14 protein-coding genes and 1 pseudogene are annotated in these 16,361 nt (G+C 61.1%); 3 read left to right on the top strand and 12 right to left on the bottom strand.

What is annotated here, in order from left to right; translation table 11 throughout:
• Nucleotides 1–232: 232 nt before the first annotated feature.
• Both PMI31_RS18780 and PMI31_RS18785 read left to right on the top strand, forming a co-directional pair.
• Nucleotides 233–1,915, top strand: a complete 1,683-nt coding sequence (locus tag PMI31_RS18780; RefSeq protein WP_008019836.1) for a class I adenylate-forming enzyme family protein — start codon at nt 233–235, stop codon at nt 1,913–1,915.
• Nucleotides 1,916–2,006: 91 nt separating this feature from the next.
• Nucleotides 2,007–3,389 carry a DUF1329 domain-containing protein gene (locus PMI31_RS18785; RefSeq protein WP_008019837.1) on the top strand — a complete coding sequence of 461 codons (1,383 nt, stop codon included), beginning with the start codon at nt 2,007–2,009 and terminating at the stop codon, nt 3,387–3,389.
• Nucleotides 3,390–3,603: 214 nt separating this feature from the next.
• On the opposite strand, the gene PMI31_RS18790 is transcribed toward PMI31_RS18785, so the two are convergent.
• From PMI31_RS18790 to cysD, 9 genes are all read right to left on the bottom strand, one after another.
• The gene (locus tag PMI31_RS18790; RefSeq protein WP_008019838.1) at nt 3,604–4,059 is read right to left on the bottom strand and encodes a nuclear transport factor 2 family protein; all 456 of its coding nucleotides are present in this window, start codon (nt 4,057–4,059) and stop codon (nt 3,604–3,606) included.
• A gap of 82 nt (nt 4,060–4,141) precedes the next feature.
• Entirely contained in the window at nt 4,142–4,933 is a 792-nt protein-coding gene (locus tag PMI31_RS18795) for an SDR family oxidoreductase (protein WP_008019839.1), read from the bottom strand.
• 40 nt (nt 4,934–4,973) lie between these two features.
• Entirely contained in the window at nt 4,974–5,441 is a 468-nt protein-coding gene (locus tag PMI31_RS18800; protein ID WP_008019841.1) for an SRPBCC domain-containing protein, read from the bottom strand.
• A gap of 20 nt (nt 5,442–5,461) precedes the next feature.
• Nucleotides 5,462–5,917, bottom strand: coding sequence for a nuclear transport factor 2 family protein (locus PMI31_RS18805; RefSeq protein WP_008019843.1), 456 nt, complete (start codon nt 5,915–5,917; stop codon nt 5,462–5,464).
• Between the two features lie 22 nt (nt 5,918–5,939).
• The gene (locus PMI31_RS18810; RefSeq protein WP_008019844.1) at nt 5,940–6,656 is read right to left on the bottom strand and encodes an EthD domain-containing protein; all 717 of its coding nucleotides are present in this window, start codon (nt 6,654–6,656) and stop codon (nt 5,940–5,942) included.
• Between the two features lie 18 nt (nt 6,657–6,674).
• Nucleotides 6,675–7,862 carry a sulfotransferase family protein gene (locus PMI31_RS18815; RefSeq protein ID WP_008019845.1) on the bottom strand — a complete coding sequence of 396 codons (1,188 nt, stop codon included), beginning with the start codon at nt 7,860–7,862 and terminating at the stop codon, nt 6,675–6,677.
• On the bottom strand, nt 7,859–8,971 hold the full coding sequence (locus PMI31_RS18820) for a DUF1214 domain-containing protein (RefSeq protein WP_008019846.1): 1,113 nt from the start codon (nt 8,969–8,971) through the stop codon (nt 7,859–7,861). The genes PMI31_RS18815 and PMI31_RS18820 overlap by 4 nt, the downstream gene beginning before the upstream one ends.
• A gap of 74 nt (nt 8,972–9,045) precedes the next feature.
• Nucleotides 9,046–10,959, bottom strand: a complete 1,914-nt coding sequence (gene cysN, locus PMI31_RS18825) for a sulfate adenylyltransferase subunit CysN (RefSeq protein WP_008019847.1) — start codon at nt 10,957–10,959, stop codon at nt 9,046–9,048.
• A complete protein-coding gene (gene cysD / locus PMI31_RS31715) occupies nt 10,959–12,551 on the bottom strand; it encodes a sulfate adenylyltransferase subunit CysD (RefSeq protein ID WP_338010035.1) in 1,593 nt (530 codons plus the stop codon). The genes cysN and cysD overlap by 1 nt, the downstream gene beginning before the upstream one ends.
• Nucleotides 12,552–12,988: 437 nt before the next feature.
• Here cysD and cysQ point away from each other — a divergent pair, with 437 nt between their 5' ends.
• Nucleotides 12,989–13,753, top strand: a complete 765-nt coding sequence (gene cysQ, locus PMI31_RS18835) for a 3'(2'),5'-bisphosphate nucleotidase CysQ (RefSeq protein ID WP_008019849.1) — start codon at nt 12,989–12,991, stop codon at nt 13,751–13,753.
• A 123-nt stretch (nt 13,754–13,876) separates the two neighbouring features.
• On the opposite strand, the pseudogene PMI31_RS31915 reads toward cysQ, so the two are convergent.
• The 3 genes and pseudogenes from PMI31_RS31915 to PMI31_RS18850 all read right to left on the bottom strand — a co-directional run.
• Nucleotides 13,877–13,954 (bottom strand): annotated as a pseudogene (locus PMI31_RS31915) (outer membrane lipoprotein carrier protein LolA); the annotation flags it as partial.
• A 553-nt stretch (nt 13,955–14,507) separates the two neighbouring features.
• On the bottom strand, nt 14,508–14,942 hold the full coding sequence (locus tag PMI31_RS18845; RefSeq protein ID WP_008019851.1) for a nuclear transport factor 2 family protein: 435 nt from the start codon (nt 14,940–14,942) through the stop codon (nt 14,508–14,510).
• 72 nt (nt 14,943–15,014) lie between these two features.
• Nucleotides 15,015–16,343, bottom strand: a complete 1,329-nt coding sequence (locus PMI31_RS18850) for a spinster family MFS transporter (RefSeq protein WP_008019852.1) — start codon at nt 16,341–16,343, stop codon at nt 15,015–15,017.
• Nucleotides 16,344–16,361 lie beyond the last annotated feature (18 nt).

Below are 16,361 nucleotides of genomic sequence, written 5' to 3' on the forward strand. Positions count from 1 at the left end.
GAGGGAGCCTGCTCGCGATGGCGGAGTGTCAGGCGATGAGGATGTTGAATGTGCCGGCCTCTTCGCGGGCAAGCCCGCTCCCACAAGGATCGCTGGTGTACCCAACACGTGAGTACCACTCACCGCCCTGTGGGAGCGGGCTTGCCCGCGATAGCGGAGTGTCAGGCAATGAGGATGTTGAATGTTCCGAACCGCTCCCACAGGTCTTTCGCCCGTTCTGGAGAAAACAAAAATGAGCATTGAACGCTGGCAAACCGCATGGCGGCAATTGATTGCCCCCGGCTCGCCCTTTGAAGTGGTGACGCCGGATGACGACGCTCCACGCTACTTCCGTCACGCCCCCCACGACCTGTTGCAGGTGATCGATGCTGGTCGTGTCCACGGCGACCGTGAGTTCCTGGTCTGGCAGTCGCAACGCCTGACCTTCAACCAATACTTCGATCAGGTCGACCGCCTGGCCGGGCAGATGATTGCCCGTTTTGGCGTGCAACCGGGCGAGCGGGTGGCGATTGCCATGCGCAACCAGCCGGCATGGCTGGTGGCCTTCGCTGCTATTCAACGTTGTGGTGCGGTGTGCGTGCCGCTTAACAGTTGGGGCCTGCGCGATGAGTTGCAGTACGCGTTGCAGGACAGCGGTTCGCGCCTGCTGCTGTGCGACGAAGCGCGCCTCAATACCCTGCGCGAAGATCTGACCCGCGAGCAGTCAGCCACGATTGTCGTCGGCGCCCAGGAAGGCTCGTTGCCCGAGTACTGCCTGCGCTTCGAAGACCTGATCAGCGCCCCTGCATTGCCGGTGCCGGCGCTGGAAATCGACTCCGACGCACCGGCGATGATCCTCTACACCTCCGGCACCACCAGTCGCGCCAAGGGTGCCGTGTCCAGTCACCGGGCGATCTGCCAGGCATTGACCGCGCTGGATTTCCAGGGCGCGTTTTGCGCCATGAGTTCGCCCGAGCGTATCGGCGTGGTGATCAATAGCGGCTTTGCGCCAACTACACTGGCGGCTGTTCCGCTGTTCCATGTCAGCGGCTTGCATGCGCAGTTCTTGTCGGCATTACGCGGCGGTCGGCGCTTGATGCTGATGTACAAGTGGGATGTCGAACGTGCCATCGACCTCATTCGCGATGAGCGCTGTACCCAGTTCAACGGGGCGCCGGTGATGATGCAGCAATTGCTTGCTTCACCACGCTTTGGCAGCGAGCAAACCGCCAGCCTGTTCGGCCTGGGGCTGGGCGGTGGCGCATCATCCGCCAACGTGCTCGACGACATGCTCAAGATCAAGCCCGACGTCATTGGCGGTGCCGGCTACGGCCTGACCGAAAGCAACGGCATCGGCGCGGCGATCGGTGGCGATCAGTTTGTCTACAAACCGGCGACAGCGGGGTGGGCGTTGCCGATTGTCGATATTCGCATCGGTGACAGCCCCGACCAGCCGCAGCCGGCGGGCACTCGCGGGGTGATCTGGCTGCGTTCGCCGACCTTGATGAGCGCCTACTGGAACCTGCCCGAGGCCACTGCGCATAGCTTGCGCGACGGTTGGCTCGACACCGGCGATATCGGTTACCTCGACGAGGAAGGTTTCCTCAGCATCACCGGCCGGGTCAAGGAGTTGATCAATCGCGGCGGCGAGAAGATTTCCGCCGCCGAAATCGAAACCTGCATCCTCGATATGCCTGGCGTTCTGGAGGCGGCCGCCTTCGCCATGGCCGACCCGCTGATGGGTGAGACGGTGGGGCTGGCCGTGCATGGCCAGGCACCGACGCTGCCCCAGGAGGCGCAAATCTGCGCCTTCATCGCCGAGCGCCTGGCCGCCTACAAAGTGCCGACGCAGGTCTATCGGGTACTCGAACCCTTGCCACGCAATGCCACCGGCAAGGTGCTCAAGGCACAACTGCAAGAAAAGTTGGGCGCATAACGTCGCCTTAGTCTTTCCGGACGATGTCGGGGCCGGCAGAACACGAACAATGGGTCCATCCACAAAGCCTTATCAGCGAAGGAGGCATCACATGAAAATAACAAGAACAGGTCTCATGCTCGCGGTCGCAGTCACAGCCAATAGCGGGCTGATGGGTTATGCGCACGCCGCGGTGTCACCTCAGGAAGCGGCCAAACTGGGCAAGGAGCTGACCTGTGTCGGCGCCGAGCAAGCCGGCAACGCCGAGGGCACCATTCCGCCGTACACCGGTAAATACCTGGGCGAAGTTCCAGGCTGGAATCATGTGAAGTTCTCCGGCGACCAGCCGGTCGATCCCTATGCGGCGGAGAAGCCGATCCTGGTGATCACTGCGCAGAACATGAGCCAGTACGAGTCGCACCTGACCGAAGGGCAGAAGGCCCTGCTGAAGAAGTATCCGACCACCTACAAGATGAACATCTACCCCGGCCATCGGGATTTCCGCTACCCCGATTACGTCTGCCGCCGTGTGATGGACAATGCGCTGCACGCCCAGCTGGTCAACGACGGTGCAGGTTTCACCGGGATAGGCCAAGTACCGTTCCCGATCCCCAAAAACGGCATGGAATTGCTGTGGAATCACCAACTGCCGGCACGTGCCTACACCGAGGAAAAAACCTCCGACCTGGCCTCGGTCCTGCCCAACGGCAGCATTGGCTGGGGGCGAGCCTACGCACGCAACCTGGCACTGGGTAACTCACCAACCGCCGACTCCAGGACCGAAGACAAGATTGCGGCCATGAGCAACAACATGACCCTCAAACCGGCCCGCGACAACGGCACCCTCAGCATTTCCCATGAACCCTACAACTTCGGCACCGATGCGCGCCAGGCCTGGACCTACAGCCCATCGACCCGGCGCGTACGACAACTGCCGGGCTACGGTTTCGATCAGCCGATGATCGGTACCAACGGCACCATGACCATCGACGAAGACCGTTTGTACAACGGTTCACCGGAGCGTTTCACCTGGAAACTCATCGGCAAGCGCGAGATGTACAGCCCGGCCAACGCGTTCAAGCCTAACGCCGGGACCGTCAAGTACGCCGATGTACTGACGCCCAACCATCCCAACCCCGATTTCATGCGTTATGAGTTGCGTCGTGTGTGGGTGCTGGAAGCCGATTTGAAGGAAGGCTATCGCCATGTCTATGGCAAGCGTGTGCTGTTCATCGACGAAGACACCTGGAACGCGGTCATGGCCGACAACTACGACGCCCGTGGGCAACTGTGGAAGCATGCCATGATCAACTACTACTACCACCCTGACATGAGCGGCTGGCAGGCCGGTTCACAGTTCTTCATGGACTTGAACTCTGGCCAGTACACCGGCTACGGCATGACCAACGAAGCGAAGAAGGGCCCGATCCTCAACGAAGGCAAGTTCACCCCGGACCAGTACACTGCGGATGCGGCGAGGGCGATCGGGCGCTAAGCCCTGGGTCGTTGCAATGACAAAAGCCCTAACGCAATGCGATAGGGCTTTTTTTTGGTTCACGGACTACCGGGAAAAACAGATAACGCGATACCTGTAGGAGCCGGCTTGCTGGCGATGGTCGTCAACGATAACGCGGGAGAAACTGGTTAAACGCGGCGCACTTGAGTCCATCGCCAGCAAGCCGGCTCCTACAGGTGGGGGGAGAGGAGTATCAGTTGATCGGTTGAGAGGTGATCTCCCATTGCGGATCCAGCGGGCCGATCATCTCCAGCAGCCGCTTGTAACCGGTACGCAGGATGCGCCACTCGCCTTGCTGCTTGACGTAGCAATCCTCGTAGATCGCGCTGCCGTTTAGCAGGGTCTGCTTATCGAGGTTGATGAACACGTCGTTGAGGTACCACAGGCCAGTGGCTTCATCACCGTTGACCGCAATTTCCGGGGTGTGGCCGTTGTGCATGCCGAAACGGCGATTGGTGAAGTTGGTGCGGTAGAACTCGATGGCTTCTTCCAGTCCGTTGAGTTCGAGCTGGTAGGTCGGGCTTTGGAAGCTGATCTTCACCTCGGGCGCGAGGATGCTGCGCAGCAGTTCGAGGTTGCAGGTATCGATACCACGAAAGTAGCGGGCCTTGAGTTGTTTGATCTGCTCGATGGCAACGAGATCCAGCATGTTGGTAATCTCCAGGGGGACGGCCACACGGGTTTCGTGTGCCCGTCGGAAAAGAGGCGACGTTCATGTCGCCTTGAAGTGTTCAGCAGGGCAGGAAGTGGCCGCCGTTGACGTCCAGTTGCGCGCCGGTGATGACCTTGGCGTAGTCGCTCGCCAGGTACAGGGCAGCCATGGCGCAGTCAGCGTCTTCGGGAATCTTGCGCAGCGCAATCTGTTGGGCGATCTGCTCCACCAGCGACTCCATCGGCACGCCCAGGCGCTTGGCTTCGCTCTCGAAATAGCCGATCACCGGCGCGCCCCACATCCAGCCCATGAAGGTGGAGTTGACGCGGATGCCGAACGGGCCGAGATCCTGGGCCAGGTACTGCACGGCGGTTTTCAACGCACCCTTGGAGACGGCATAGCCCGATTCCAGCTGGTTGGGGGTGCGGGTGGCCATGGTGTTGATCATGACGATGCTGCCCGACTTCTGTTTCTTCATCTGCGGCAGCACGGCCTGGGTCATGTGCATGGTGCCGAACAGGTTGACGTCCATTGCGCTGCGCCAATCGTCCATGGCCGACCCGGAGGAGGTGCCCCAGGCGCCATGGGCGTAGGCGGAGTTGATCAATACGTCGATCCGGCCGAAGTGCTCGGTCGTCAGGTCGGCGAGCGTCTGGCACTGTTCGGCCTGGGTAATGTCTGTGGGGACTTTCAGGATCGGCGTGCTGTAGCCAGCGTCGCGGACCGCTTGTTCGGCCTGGCCGAGCTTGGCTGGCGTGCGTGCGGCCAACACCACGGCCTTGGCCTGGAACTCTGCGGCGCGCACGGCCAGCTTGATGCCCAGGCCAGGGCCGATACCGGAAATGATGACGACTTTATCTTTCAGCAACATGGTAGTTACCTTCTTATTGTTTTCGTGGGGAGTGGGTCGTTCAGGTGCGACTGGCGTGCAGTTCTTCAGCGCGTCGTTTCAGATCCAGGGCCATCTGGTCGAAGCCGATTTTTACCCAGGCACCGTGCTCGCGCATGATGGTGTCCTGGTTCAGGCCGAGGAAAATGTCGGTGGTGAAATAGCTGCAGCGGTTGGCATCGATGGCCTTGATGTACTGGTCGCGGCGGGCGGCGTCCATGTTCTCCGGGACGGGGCGCTGCTCCCACGACAACAGTTGCTCGGGGTCGCAGGCCACGAGGTATTCGAAAACCGGAACGGTTTCGCCGGTATCGGGGGTCAGTACCTGCATATGCACCTCGTCGCCGATCTGCAGGCCACACTGAATGCTCGGACAGAAGCTGTTCCACAGGTGGTAATTGTCCAGATCAATGAGTACTTCCCAGACCACCCGGGCGGGGGCGTTAATTTCCACCGTGTGGGAGGTGACTATGTTTTCTGCTCTTGCCATGACGGTCTCCTGTTGTGCATTCAGTTGATGGGTCTGGAGGTGATCTGCAGCTGTTCGCTCAAGGGCTGGATGGTCTCGAGCAGGGTTTCGTAGCCCGTTTCGGCGATCATCCAGCGCTCGTCGCGCTTGATGTAGCGATCCTGGTAGATCGCACTGCCGTGCATGTGGGTGTTGTCCTCGAGGTTGATGAACACGTAGCTCAGGTACCAGAGGGCTGTGGCCTGGTCGCCATCGACTTCGATTTCCGGGGTGTGACCGTTGTGGGTGGCGAGGCGGGTCTTGGTGAACGAGGTGCGGTAGAAGTCCAGCGCATCGCCCAGGCCGTTGACGTGGAACTCGTAGGCCGGGCTCTTGAACGACAGGGCGATGTCTTCGGTGAGCATGCCTTGCAGCATCTCGATGTTGCAGGTGTCGATGGCGCGGAAATAGCGCGCCTTGAGCTGCTTGATCAGCTCGATTGCTTCTAGATCCAACATGGAAAGCCTCCTTGTGGGCCACTCAGGCACTGAGCTGGTACTCGCTGGTGAGGATGCAGTCGATCCTCTCGAAGTCGATGAATTTGCTGGTGGATTCGTACATGGCCTGCTGGCGCTGTGCGCATTTGTCCGGATCGCCCAGAGCGGCGAAGAATCCTTGCGGATTGCCGATGGCCTCGGGCGGGAAGTTTTCTTCGACGATCGCGTGCAACACCGGCGCACCGTAGGTGAGCGCACGTACCACGGTGTTCTGGCGGTAGCCGAAGATCGATTGCAGCGGATAGGCATTAGGCCCGTGCCCGTTGCGCCAGGTGTCGTACCATTGCTCGTAATTCATCCGATGTGGCTTGTGCAGCAACGCCACCTGATTCATGCCGGGTGTGCGCTGGCCGACCGGCACCCGGTATTGCGCTGCGCGGGCCTGGCGCTCCTCGGGATACGGCTCGGATTCCACCACCAGATAAGCCTCCAGGCGGCTGGTCAACGGCGTCACGAATGCCTTGATGGCGGGCCATTGCGAGGCACTGTCCAGCCACAACGAGAGCACCCCGTCCAAAGGCACGGCGCTATTGGTGATGCGCTGCGTCGAGGCGGCGGCCACCGCCTCATCGACCAGCATGAAGCGGATGTTTTTTGCACCGGCGCGAGCCAATGCGTCGCGCAGGCCGAGCAAGTCCGCACGCCATTGATCGGCGCCGGGTTGTGTCGGCTTCCACAGGGTCAACATGATTTTTTCCATGGTTGCTCCAACCCGCGTTTATTGATTGACGCTCAGGTGACGGGCGCGATATTCGCTGTAGTCCCGGGTCATCTGCGCCTCGTTCAAACCGAAGCGTTCCAGGCTGTAGTCGTGGCTGGCGCGTTTTTCCCGGCTGTTTTGCGACAGCCAGCCCTGCGCGTCGGTGCGGGCCTTGTCGGTAAATGGCAGATTGGCGAAGGCGTAGACCTTTTCCAGCACTTGCAGCGGCTGCTTCACGGTGTCGGCGAAGTGGATGTCGAGAAAGCGCTCGGCCGCATGTTGCTCGCGAACCTGCATGGTGTGGCGGATGCCACGCGCCATGCGGTTGTTCCACTGCTCGCCAGCGGCTTTCGGGTCCGGGTTGTCGCTGTACATCTGCCACAGGGTGTGGGCCATGCTGGCCATCGACGGGATGGTCTGGGCCGGTTCACGGTGGGTCAAAATCACCTGCGCCTTGGGGAAGACATCCAGCAGCAGATCCAGGGTGTGCAGGTGTTGGGGGGCTTTGAGCAGCCAGCGTTGCCCCGTCGGCTCACCCCGTTGTTGTTTCTGCCACTGCAGGAACTGCAGCATTTTCTTCAGTTGGGTGTAGACCGGTCGCTGGTCTTGCCGGTCCAGCCAGCGGGTGTAGCTGGGCACATTGACGTAGGCGTCCATGGCGCACATGAACGAGTGCTCCATGAGCATGAACTCTTCGTCGCAGAGCATGGCGTCCAGCGGGTGGATCGCGAGGATCTGCGGAATGACCTCGGCCATCAGATCGACCTCGGCCCTGGCCTGGGCGATACGCTTGGCCGGCACGGCCAGGGTTTCATCGGCCAGCGGTGCCGGAAAGCGCGTCTCCCACCAGGCGGCCGAGTAGAAGCGCGGGTCAACTGCCAGGGTGCGCTGGAGCATGGTGGTGCCGGTGCGCGGCAGGCCCACGATGACCAGCGGATCGTCGATCGCTATCTCGGTTATTTCCGGATAACGGCGCAGGTAGTCCTCCATCACCAGGCGGTTGACCAGTTGCCCCACCAGTCTTTCTTCCAGCAAATACAGGCCGGTCTGCGACAGCCCGGCCTCGGTAGCCAGGGCATCGAGTAGCGCCTGCAGGGACGCACGGTAGTTGTCATCGCCAAAATGGCTCAGGCCGTTGGTGCGCGCGACGGCGCTGGCCAACAGTTTGTCGACAGTCAGATCTTCAATTCGGGTGTGCGCGTTCATACGACCTCCGCGACGGCAGACACGTTTACAACACGAGTGGTGGGATGGCATTGCTCCTGGGCGCCGACCCAGCGCAGGCACAGCGTGCCTTGGCGTACGCCGGCGGTTTGCAGCCAGTTGCTCACCCCAGGGTCGAGCTCGCTGAGCACCAGGGTCACGCCGCCCTTGTCGTCGTATTGGGCCTGGTGCTTGTTGAAGCAGATCTGGTGGTAGCGGTAGTCCAGCGATTCCATCCAGTAGTTGTTGATCTGCAAGTTCCAGAAGTCGCAGTCGGGCACTTTATCGATGTGAATCACCAGCGCCTCGTCCGCGGCCAGCGCCCAGTGCGAGTGGTAATAGAAAATGTTCGGGTCACCGCCCACGGACTGGCACAGCGCCTGGTTGGCTGGAGGCAGTTGATTGCTGTGCGGCAGGTAGCTTTGGCTCCAGTCGGCGAACAGCATGGCGGTGTTCTCCACGAAGCTCGATACCCGCGCCAGGCCCTGCTGGAACGTCGCCGGATCAAGGGCCTGCGGTTTGCTGTCGGTGCCGATGCGCTCAATGCTCAGCTTGGCCGGCACTTCGCTGCGTCGGTCAAGAAACGTCTGGCGCACGATCAGGGCATTGGTGGCGGGTTCCATTTTCAGCCAGTTGCCCGGTTGCGGCTCGGTGCTGAGGATGATTTCGAAGTTGCCCTGGGCATCGACCTGCAACTGGCTGGCGTCGATGAAGCCGGTCTGGATCAGCGTGCCGTCGGTTTCATACCCGCCTTTCTGGGTGCCGAAGCTCAGGTAGGCGACACTGCCGCGCTGGCCTTTGATGCGGTATTGCAGCGTGCCGTCCAGGCGCGAGTACTCGTAGAGGTTGTCCGGGTTGTCGGCACCGATCTTCGCAGTCTCGTGGGAGGTCTTGAAGAAGCTGGGAAAGGCCGGGTCGGCAAACTCGATGTGCATCTCCAGGCCGATGCGCAGCAGGCGCGTGAGGTAGCGGAAACCTTCGGCGCGGGTGGCGGCATCGGCCGGTGCCTCGGGGCGCAGGATCTGCTCGCCGCAGCGCTTGAGGTGATCGCAGAACGTGGCCCAGGTCTGGCCACTCAATAGCTGTTGTTCGTCAATAGAGCTGATTGTCATTGTTAGACTCTCTTGATGGGGCGAGCACCGCCGCAGGGGTGCTCGCGGGATGCCCGGCGAACCGGGCGCCGGGGCTAGAGTTCCTTGCCGATGAAGCCGCGCTCGACCAGCACCTCGATGATCCGGTCCACTGCACCTTCGGGCGTCAGCTTGCTGGTCTGGATATGGATGTCCGGCTTGCTCGGCACCTCATAAGGCGAGTCGATGCCCGTGAAGTTCTTCAGCTCGCCGCGGCGGACTTTCTTGTACAGGCCCTTGGGGTCGCGCTCTTCGGCGACGGCCAGCGGCGTGTCGACGAAGATCTCGATAAACTCGCCTTCCTGCAGCAGCCCGCGCGCCATCTCGCGCTCGGAACGGAACGGCGAGATGAAGGCGGTCAACACGATCAACCCGGCATCCACGAACAACTTGGACACCTCGGCTACCCGGCGGATGTTCTCCACGCGGTCGGCGTCAGTGAAGCCCAGGTCGCGGTTCAAACCGTGACGCACGTTGTCGCCGTCGAGCAGGTAGGTATGGCGGCCGCGGGCGTACAGTCGGGTTTCCAGCAGGTTGGCGATGGCCGATTTGCCAGCGCCCGACAAACCGGTGAACCACAGCAGCACCGGCTGCTGGCCCATCTGTTCGGCGCGTGCCTTCTTGTTCACATCCACGTGCTGCATATGGATGTTCTGCGAGCGGCGCAGGGAGAATTCGATCAGGCCGGCGCCGACGGTGGCATTGGTCAGACGGTCGATGAGGATGAAACTGCCGGTTTCGCGGTTGTTCTTGTAGGGATCGAAAGCGATCGGCTGGCTGGTGAAGAGGTTGCACACGCCGATCTCGTTCAGCGCCAGTTCCTTGGCCGCCAGGTGCTCCATGGTGTTGACGTTGATCTTGTACTTGGGCACCGCCAAGGTGACCGACAGCGTCTTGCCGCCAATCTTCATCAAGTAAGGGCGGCCGGCGAGCATGGCCTGTTCGTGCATCCAGATCAGGCTGACCTGGAACTGGTCGGCGACGCTGGCCGGGTCTTCTGCGGTGGACAGAACATCGCCGCGGCTGCAATCGACTTCGTCGGTCAGGGTCAGGGTGATGGACTGCCCGGCCACGGCTTGTTGCAGGTCGCCATCGAGGGTCACGATGCGCGAGATCCGGCTCTCTTGCCCGGCCGGCAGAACACGTACGCGGTCACCGGGATGAATCACGCCGCTGGCGATGGTACCGGTGAAACCACGGAAATCGAGGTTGGGGCGGTTGACCCACTGCACCGGCATGCGGAACGCCAGTTTCTGCTGGTGCGCCTCGTCGATCTCGACGGTTTCCAGGTAGCCCATCAGCGTGGTGCCCCGGTACCAAGGCATGTGCTCGCTCTGTTCGGTGATGTTCTCACCCCGCAGCGCGGACATCGGGATGGCGGTGACATCTTGAAGATTGATCTGCTTGGCGAAGGCGCGGTAGTCATCGACGATGGCGTTGAAGACTTTCTCCGAGTAGTCCATCAGGTCCATCTTGTTGACGGCCAGGACCACCTTGCGAATGCCGAGCAGCGAGGCCAGGTAGCTGTGACGCCTGGACTGGGTCAGCACGCCGCGTCGGGCGTCGATCATCACCACGGCCACGTCGGCCGTGGAGGCACCGGTCACCATGTTGCGGGTGTACTGTTCATGGCCCGGGGTATCGGCAACGATGAACTTACGCCGTTCCGTGGAGAAAAAACGGTAGGCCACGTCGATGGTAATGCCTTGTTCGCGCTCGGCGGCCAGGCCGTCCACCAACAGGGCGAAGTCCAGTTCACCACCTTGGGTGCCGTCTTTTTTCGAGTCGGCCTCCAGCGCTTCCATCTGGTCTTCGAAGAGCATTTTCGAATCGTAGAGCAGGCGTCCGATCAGCGTGCTCTTGCCATCGTCCACGCTGCCGCAGGTAATGAAACGCAGCAGGCTCTTGTGCTCGTGGGCCTTGAGGTATTGGCCGATATCCTCGGCAATCAGGTCAGATACGTGTGCCATTAGAAATACCCCTCTTGTTTTTTCTTCTCCATCGATGCGGACGAGTCGTGGTCGATCATTCGCCCCTGACGCTCGGACGTGCGGGTCAGCAGCATTTCCTGAATGATCTTGGGCAGGGTGTCGGCATCGGACTCGACGGCTCCGGTGAGCGGGTAGCAACCCAGAGTGCGGAAGCGCACGTTGCGGATCATCGGCACTTCACCCGGGTTCAGCGGCATGCGTTCGTCATCGACCATGATCAGCATGCCGTCACGCTCGACCACCGGGCGCGGCGCGGCGAAATACAGCGGTACGATCGGGATATTTTCCAGATAGATGTATTGCCAGATGTCCAGCTCGGTCCAGTTGGACAGAGGGAACACGCGGATCGACTCGCCCTTGTGTTTACGCGTGTTGTACAGGTGCCAGAGCTCTGGACGCTGGTTCTTCGGGTCCCAGCGGTGCTGATCGGAGCGGAAGGAGAAAATCCGTTCCTTGGCCCGGGATTTTTCTTCGTCGCGACGGGCACCGCCAAAGGCCGCGTCGAAACCGTAGTGATCCAGCGCCTGTTTCAGGCCCTCGGTCTTCATGATGTCGGTGTGGATCTGCGACCCGTGTTTGAACGGGCTGATGCCCATTTCAATGCCTTCGGGGTTGGTGTGGGTCAGCAGGTCCACGTTCAGCTTGGCGACCATCTGATCGCGGAAGCGATACATCTCCTGGAACTTCCAGGTGGTGTCGACATGCAGCAAGGGGAAGGGCGGCTTGGCCGGGTAGAAGGCCTTCATGGCCAGGTGCAGCATGACCGCGCTGTCCTTGCCGATGGAGTAGAGCATGACCGGGTTGTCGGATTCGGCGACAACCTCGCGCATTGCCTGGATGCTTTCGGCTTCCAGTCGTTGCAGGTGGGTAAGCGTCATAGATTTTCCTCTCGCTTTTTGTTGTTGTCGTTTATCAACGTACAACTGCTGCGATTCGGACTTATGCGCGACTTGATGTTTTAACATCTGGCGCAACATCAGCAGCATGGGGTCGCGGGGCAGGGGGGGGACGATGGTCGTTGGCACATCGTCATGGCCGACGCGCGCGGCTTGCTGGTTGATCTGGGTCGCCAGTTCGCGGGCACCGCTGAGCATTGCGCTGGCTTCGGGCAGATGGAACAGATGCAGTCGCTCAGCGCGTTCGCCTGCCCAGGTGATGAAGGTCGCGGCGCGTTGCCAGTGCATGCCCGAGAGCAGGGCGAACACTTTGCGTTCGGCCGAGCGATACAGGCGGTCGAAGAACTCTTCCAGGTGCGGCGCGCGCAACCCGTCTTCGTAAGGCAGCCAGAGCACCTTGCCGCGATTGCTGACCGCGCGCAGTACCCCGTAGCTGAGCTTGCCCTGGTCGTTACGGGCACCGTAGTCATCGATCCAATGGATCTCGCCATTCTGCGTACGGGCCTGCTCGAGAATGTCCCGGTAGGTGCTGCGGTACCAGCGCTGCACCGCCAGCGAAGCACTGGCGACGCGCTTGGCCGGGCGCTCGGCATTGAGCTGCCAGCGTTGCAGGTAATGGGCGGCGGTACGTTCTGGCAAGTCGATATCGTGCAGGCGCTTGACCAGGGCCTGCATCGCTTCCAGTTGCCAGAGCAGGAACGGCAGCTGGTGCCGCTCCGGCAGCGTGCTGACCAGCAATTGGTAGATGCTGCGTTCCTGCTCGGCAGAGAGACTGCGGCCTTCACCTTGCTTGCGCCCGCGCTCGCGTACGGGCACGGCATTCCAGCCACCGGCTTGCCACGCCTTGTAGGCAGCGATGATGGTTGGCGATGAGAGCCCGGTGTCCTGGCTGATGGTCTTGAGTGTGCTGCCGCCGATGCGCAACTGCACGGCACGCAGGCGCAGCTGGTTGATCTGTGGAACGGATAACTGATTGCCGTGGGACACAGGAACTCCTGTTAAACATCCATTTGCTGAGTGGCGATGGTTTGGATGTCTGTACTGTTCCCGGATCCGGAAAACGGCGCATAGGCCGAATGGACCATACGAAGAACAAAAACAGGAGAATTCCCATGAACGAGTCAATGACTGTTCTGCTTGAAGATGTCATCGGTATTGTTCGCGCAGCGGGCGAACGGGTGCTGGAGGTGTACCGATCGGATTTCGAGGTGCGCGGAAAAGTCGATACCTCGCCGGTCACCGAAGCTGACGAGCGCGCCGAAGCGTTGATTCTGCAAGCCTTGGCGGCACGCACGCCGCAGATACCGGTGATTTCCGAAGAGGCCGCAGCGGCCGGCCAGGTGCCCGAGGTGGGCCAGCGGTTCTGGCTGGTGGACCCGTTGGACGGCACCAAGGAATTCATCAATCGCAATGGCGAGTTCACCGTCAATATCGCCCTGATCGATAACGGTGAACCGGTGCTCGGGGTGGTCCTGGCGCCCGCGCTGGAGCGACTGTTTGCCGGTGCCCGTGGTTGCGGCGCCTTTATCGAACAGTCTGGAAAACGCCAACCCATTCACTGCCGGACGGTGTCGCACGAGGGGCTGGACGTGGTCGCCAGCCGCTCCCACGGCGATGCCGAGGCGCTGGACAAATTCCTCGACGGACGGCAGGTGCGATCACTGAAAAGCGCCGGCTCATCGCTGAAGATTTGCCTGGTGGCTGCCGGCGAGGCAGACCTTTATCCGCGCCTGGGGCGCACCATGGAGTGGGATATCGCCGCGGGTCATGCGGTGCTTGTCGCTGCCGGTGGACAGATCCGCACCCTTGCCGGCGATGCGTTGCGTTATGGCAAGCCTGGCCTGGACAACCCGCATTTCTATGCTCAGGGTCTATAGACCTCAGACGCTTGCGTGCACTGGTTGCATATTTGGATTGGGTGTATATCCGTTGCTGCGGTAACGGCGACTTAGGGTTTCGCCCTTACGGCGAGTCACTTGGAAAAGCCTGTAGGAGCAGCCGGTCGACGCTCGATTGCTCGCGATGAACCTGAGAGCACCGAGGGGTGTCAGGTGCCCAGCGTCATCGTTGACGACCATCGCGAGCAAGCTCGCTCCTACAGGGCCCGCAGCGATGGGGCAAGAGGGTCAAAAGCAAAAGCAAAAGCAAAAGCAAAAGCAAAAGCAAAAGCAAAAGCAAAAGCAAAAGCGAGGCGGCCTGACAGCCGACCTGATTGCAGGCTTGTCCGTGATCCCCTGTAGGAGCGAGCCTGCTCGCGAAAAACGCCCAGACAACGCCATCATCCAGACAGGGCGCGTTATCGTTGACGTCCATCGCGAGCAAGCATCGCTCCTACAGAGGAACGTGCTCACTTGAAATCAGGTCGGCTGTCAGGCCGCCTCGCTTTAGCTTTAGATTTGGGCGACCCACGGAGCAATGCCGGAGTGAGGGCATGCCGAGCCACAGCGAGGCACCGAGTGGTGGGGCAAGAGCCTTTTGCTTACTTTTGGGCTCTTTCAAAAGTGAGTCGCCGTAAGGGCGAAACCCTAAGTGGCCGTTACCGCAGCAACGGATATGTATTCAGACAACAATCTCCCACAGAGGATCGCGGACACGCCAGTAACCAGGCCGGCTGTCAGGCCGCCTTTGTGCCTACATCAACAAATGCCCACGTAAGTCCCCCATCATGTCCAGGTGCGAATAATTACGAAAGCTGAACCGCCAGATCCCGTCGACACGTTCGAACTCATCCAGATAGCGTCCCGCGGCGATCGGTTGCAGGGGGAGCATGTCGGTGGCCTGCAGCACGGTGTAGCAAGCGCGAACGGTCGCGGTCCCGCAGGCTTCATCGATGTCAATGATGGGGTTGCTGATGACATGTCGGGTGCGCGGAGTGCCGCAGGGGTAGAGCTTGATTCGCTGTTGCCAGATCCCCAGCAGGGCGGTGTGATCAACGTACTCGCCCTGGCTGCTTACCTTGATGCGGGCATGACGAAACAGCTCGGCGGCCTCGACCAATTGTCCGCTGTCCAGGCATTCGGCGTAACGGTAAAGAAGATTGCAGATCTGTACGGCGCTGGTGCTCATGGTGAGCCTCATCAAAAAAAAGCCGCTGGAATCTGACAGGTTTCCAGCGGCGCGGCGGTGTGGGGAAGAGGATCAGGCAGTCACTGCCTGGTTCGGTGCGGGCAGTGGTGCGGGGCTCTTCATCTGTTGGCGATAACGTGGCAGCGCCAGGGTCAGGAACGCGCTGGCCAGCACCAACATCGACACAGATGAAGCCAGGGCGTAGCGCAGCGACTCACTGCCCAGGGTTGGCACGAAGAAGTCGCTGAGCATGCCAACGAACAGCGGCCCGATACCCACGCCCAAGAGGGTCATGGACATGACGAAAATCGCCGTGGCCTGGGCCAGTCGTGTAGCCGGGAACAGGTGGGTAATGGCGCTCAGGCACGGTGTTGCCCACCACACGCCAAAGAAGGCGAAGGCGCTGTAGAACAGAAACGCCTGTGGCACGGCGATGCTGCCGATATGGAACGCCGTGCCTTGGGGCCAGAGGAAGTACGCCAGGGCGAAAGGAATGCTGATCAGCGTACCCAGCAACGGCACACCGATTTGCCAACCGACATCGCGCCGTGCCATGCGGTCGGTGAGCATGCCGCACAACAGGGTGCCGACGGTCGCACCGCTACCGCCCACCACGCCCACCAGGAATCCGGCTTCTTGCAAATTGAGGCCGTGGGAGCGGATCAGGAAGCTCGGGCTCCAGGTGCCGATGGCGTAGCCGGCAATCGCCGCCGCGCCGCCGGTCAGTACCAGCCACAGAAAAGAGGGCATGCGAAACAGCTCGACCAGGGTCTTGAGCCAGCCATCCTGTTGCGCCGCGACGTTACCCAGCGGTGCTACGCGCTTGGGCGCCCGCACGGTCAGCAGCAGAAGCAGGCCGAGGAAAATACCGGGGGCGCCGATCAGCAAGAAGGCGTAGCGCCAACCGTGGTGCTGGGCAATCCAGCCACCCAGGCCCAGGCCGACGATCGCCCCCAGGCTGGAACCGAGCATCAGCACCGACAGGGCCGTGGATCGGCGGTTCGCCGGGTACAAATCCGAGACCATCGCCACCGACGGCGCCGTGCCGCCGGCCTCGCCCACAGCCACACCGATTCGCGCCAGCACCAGGGTCAGAAAGTTGCCGGCCATGCCGCATAGCATGGTCATCAGGCTCCAGGCGATGCAGCTGAAGGCGATCACCGGCTTGCGCCCGATGCGGTCTGACAGGCGCCCCAGCGGGAAGCCGAACACCGTGTAGAACACCGCAAAGGTCACCCCCGAGAGCAGACCGATGCCGGTATCGGAAATACCGAATTCGAGTTTCACCGGCTCGATCAGGATCGCCATCAATTGGCGGTCGATGTAGTTGAACACATAGATGCTGGCGAGCACGAACAGCGCGTAGTGCGTTCGCCATGTCACGGGGGTGGATAGGTTCACTGCGGGTGCTCCCGGTTT

This window comes from Pseudomonas sp. GM55, from assembly GCF_000282395.1.
GTDB lineage: Bacteria > Pseudomonadota > Gammaproteobacteria > Pseudomonadales > Pseudomonadaceae > Aquipseudomonas > Aquipseudomonas fluorescens_CC.

What these genes read in the sequence shown, in the direction of transcription:
- PMI31_RS18780 (WP_008019836.1), top strand. Translation starts at nt 233, where the DNA reads ATGAGCATTGAACGCTGGCAAACCGCATGGCGGCAATTGATTGCCCCC.
- PMI31_RS18785 (WP_008019837.1), top strand. Translation starts at nt 2,007, where the DNA reads ATGAAAATAACAAGAACAGGTCTCATGCTCGCGGTCGCAGTCACAGCC.
- PMI31_RS18790 (WP_008019838.1), bottom strand. Translation starts at nt 4,059, where the DNA reads ATGCTGGATCTCGTTGCCATCGAGCAGATCAAACAACTCAAGGCCCGC.
- PMI31_RS18795 (WP_008019839.1), bottom strand. Translation starts at nt 4,933, where the DNA reads ATGTTGCTGAAAGATAAAGTCGTCATCATTTCCGGTATCGGCCCTGGC.
- PMI31_RS18800 (WP_008019841.1), bottom strand. Translation starts at nt 5,441, where the DNA reads ATGGCAAGAGCAGAAAACATAGTCACCTCCCACACGGTGGAAATTAAC.
- PMI31_RS18805 (WP_008019843.1), bottom strand. Translation starts at nt 5,917, where the DNA reads ATGTTGGATCTAGAAGCAATCGAGCTGATCAAGCAGCTCAAGGCGCGC.
- PMI31_RS18810 (WP_008019844.1), bottom strand. Translation starts at nt 6,656, where the DNA reads ATGGAAAAAATCATGTTGACCCTGTGGAAGCCGACACAACCCGGCGCC.
- PMI31_RS18815 (WP_008019845.1), bottom strand. Translation starts at nt 7,862, where the DNA reads ATGAACGCGCACACCCGAATTGAAGATCTGACTGTCGACAAACTGTTG.
- PMI31_RS18820 (WP_008019846.1), bottom strand. Translation starts at nt 8,971, where the DNA reads ATGACAATCAGCTCTATTGACGAACAACAGCTATTGAGTGGCCAGACC.
- cysN (WP_008019847.1), bottom strand. Translation starts at nt 10,959, where the DNA reads ATGGCACACGTATCTGACCTGATTGCCGAGGATATCGGCCAATACCTC.
- cysD (WP_338010035.1), bottom strand. Translation starts at nt 12,551, where the DNA reads ATGCAGGCCCTGGTCAAGCGCCTGCACGATATCGACTTGCCAGAACGT.
- cysQ (WP_008019849.1), top strand. Translation starts at nt 12,989, where the DNA reads ATGAACGAGTCAATGACTGTTCTGCTTGAAGATGTCATCGGTATTGTT.
- PMI31_RS18845 (WP_008019851.1), bottom strand. Translation starts at nt 14,942, where the DNA reads ATGAGCACCAGCGCCGTACAGATCTGCAATCTTCTTTACCGTTACGCC.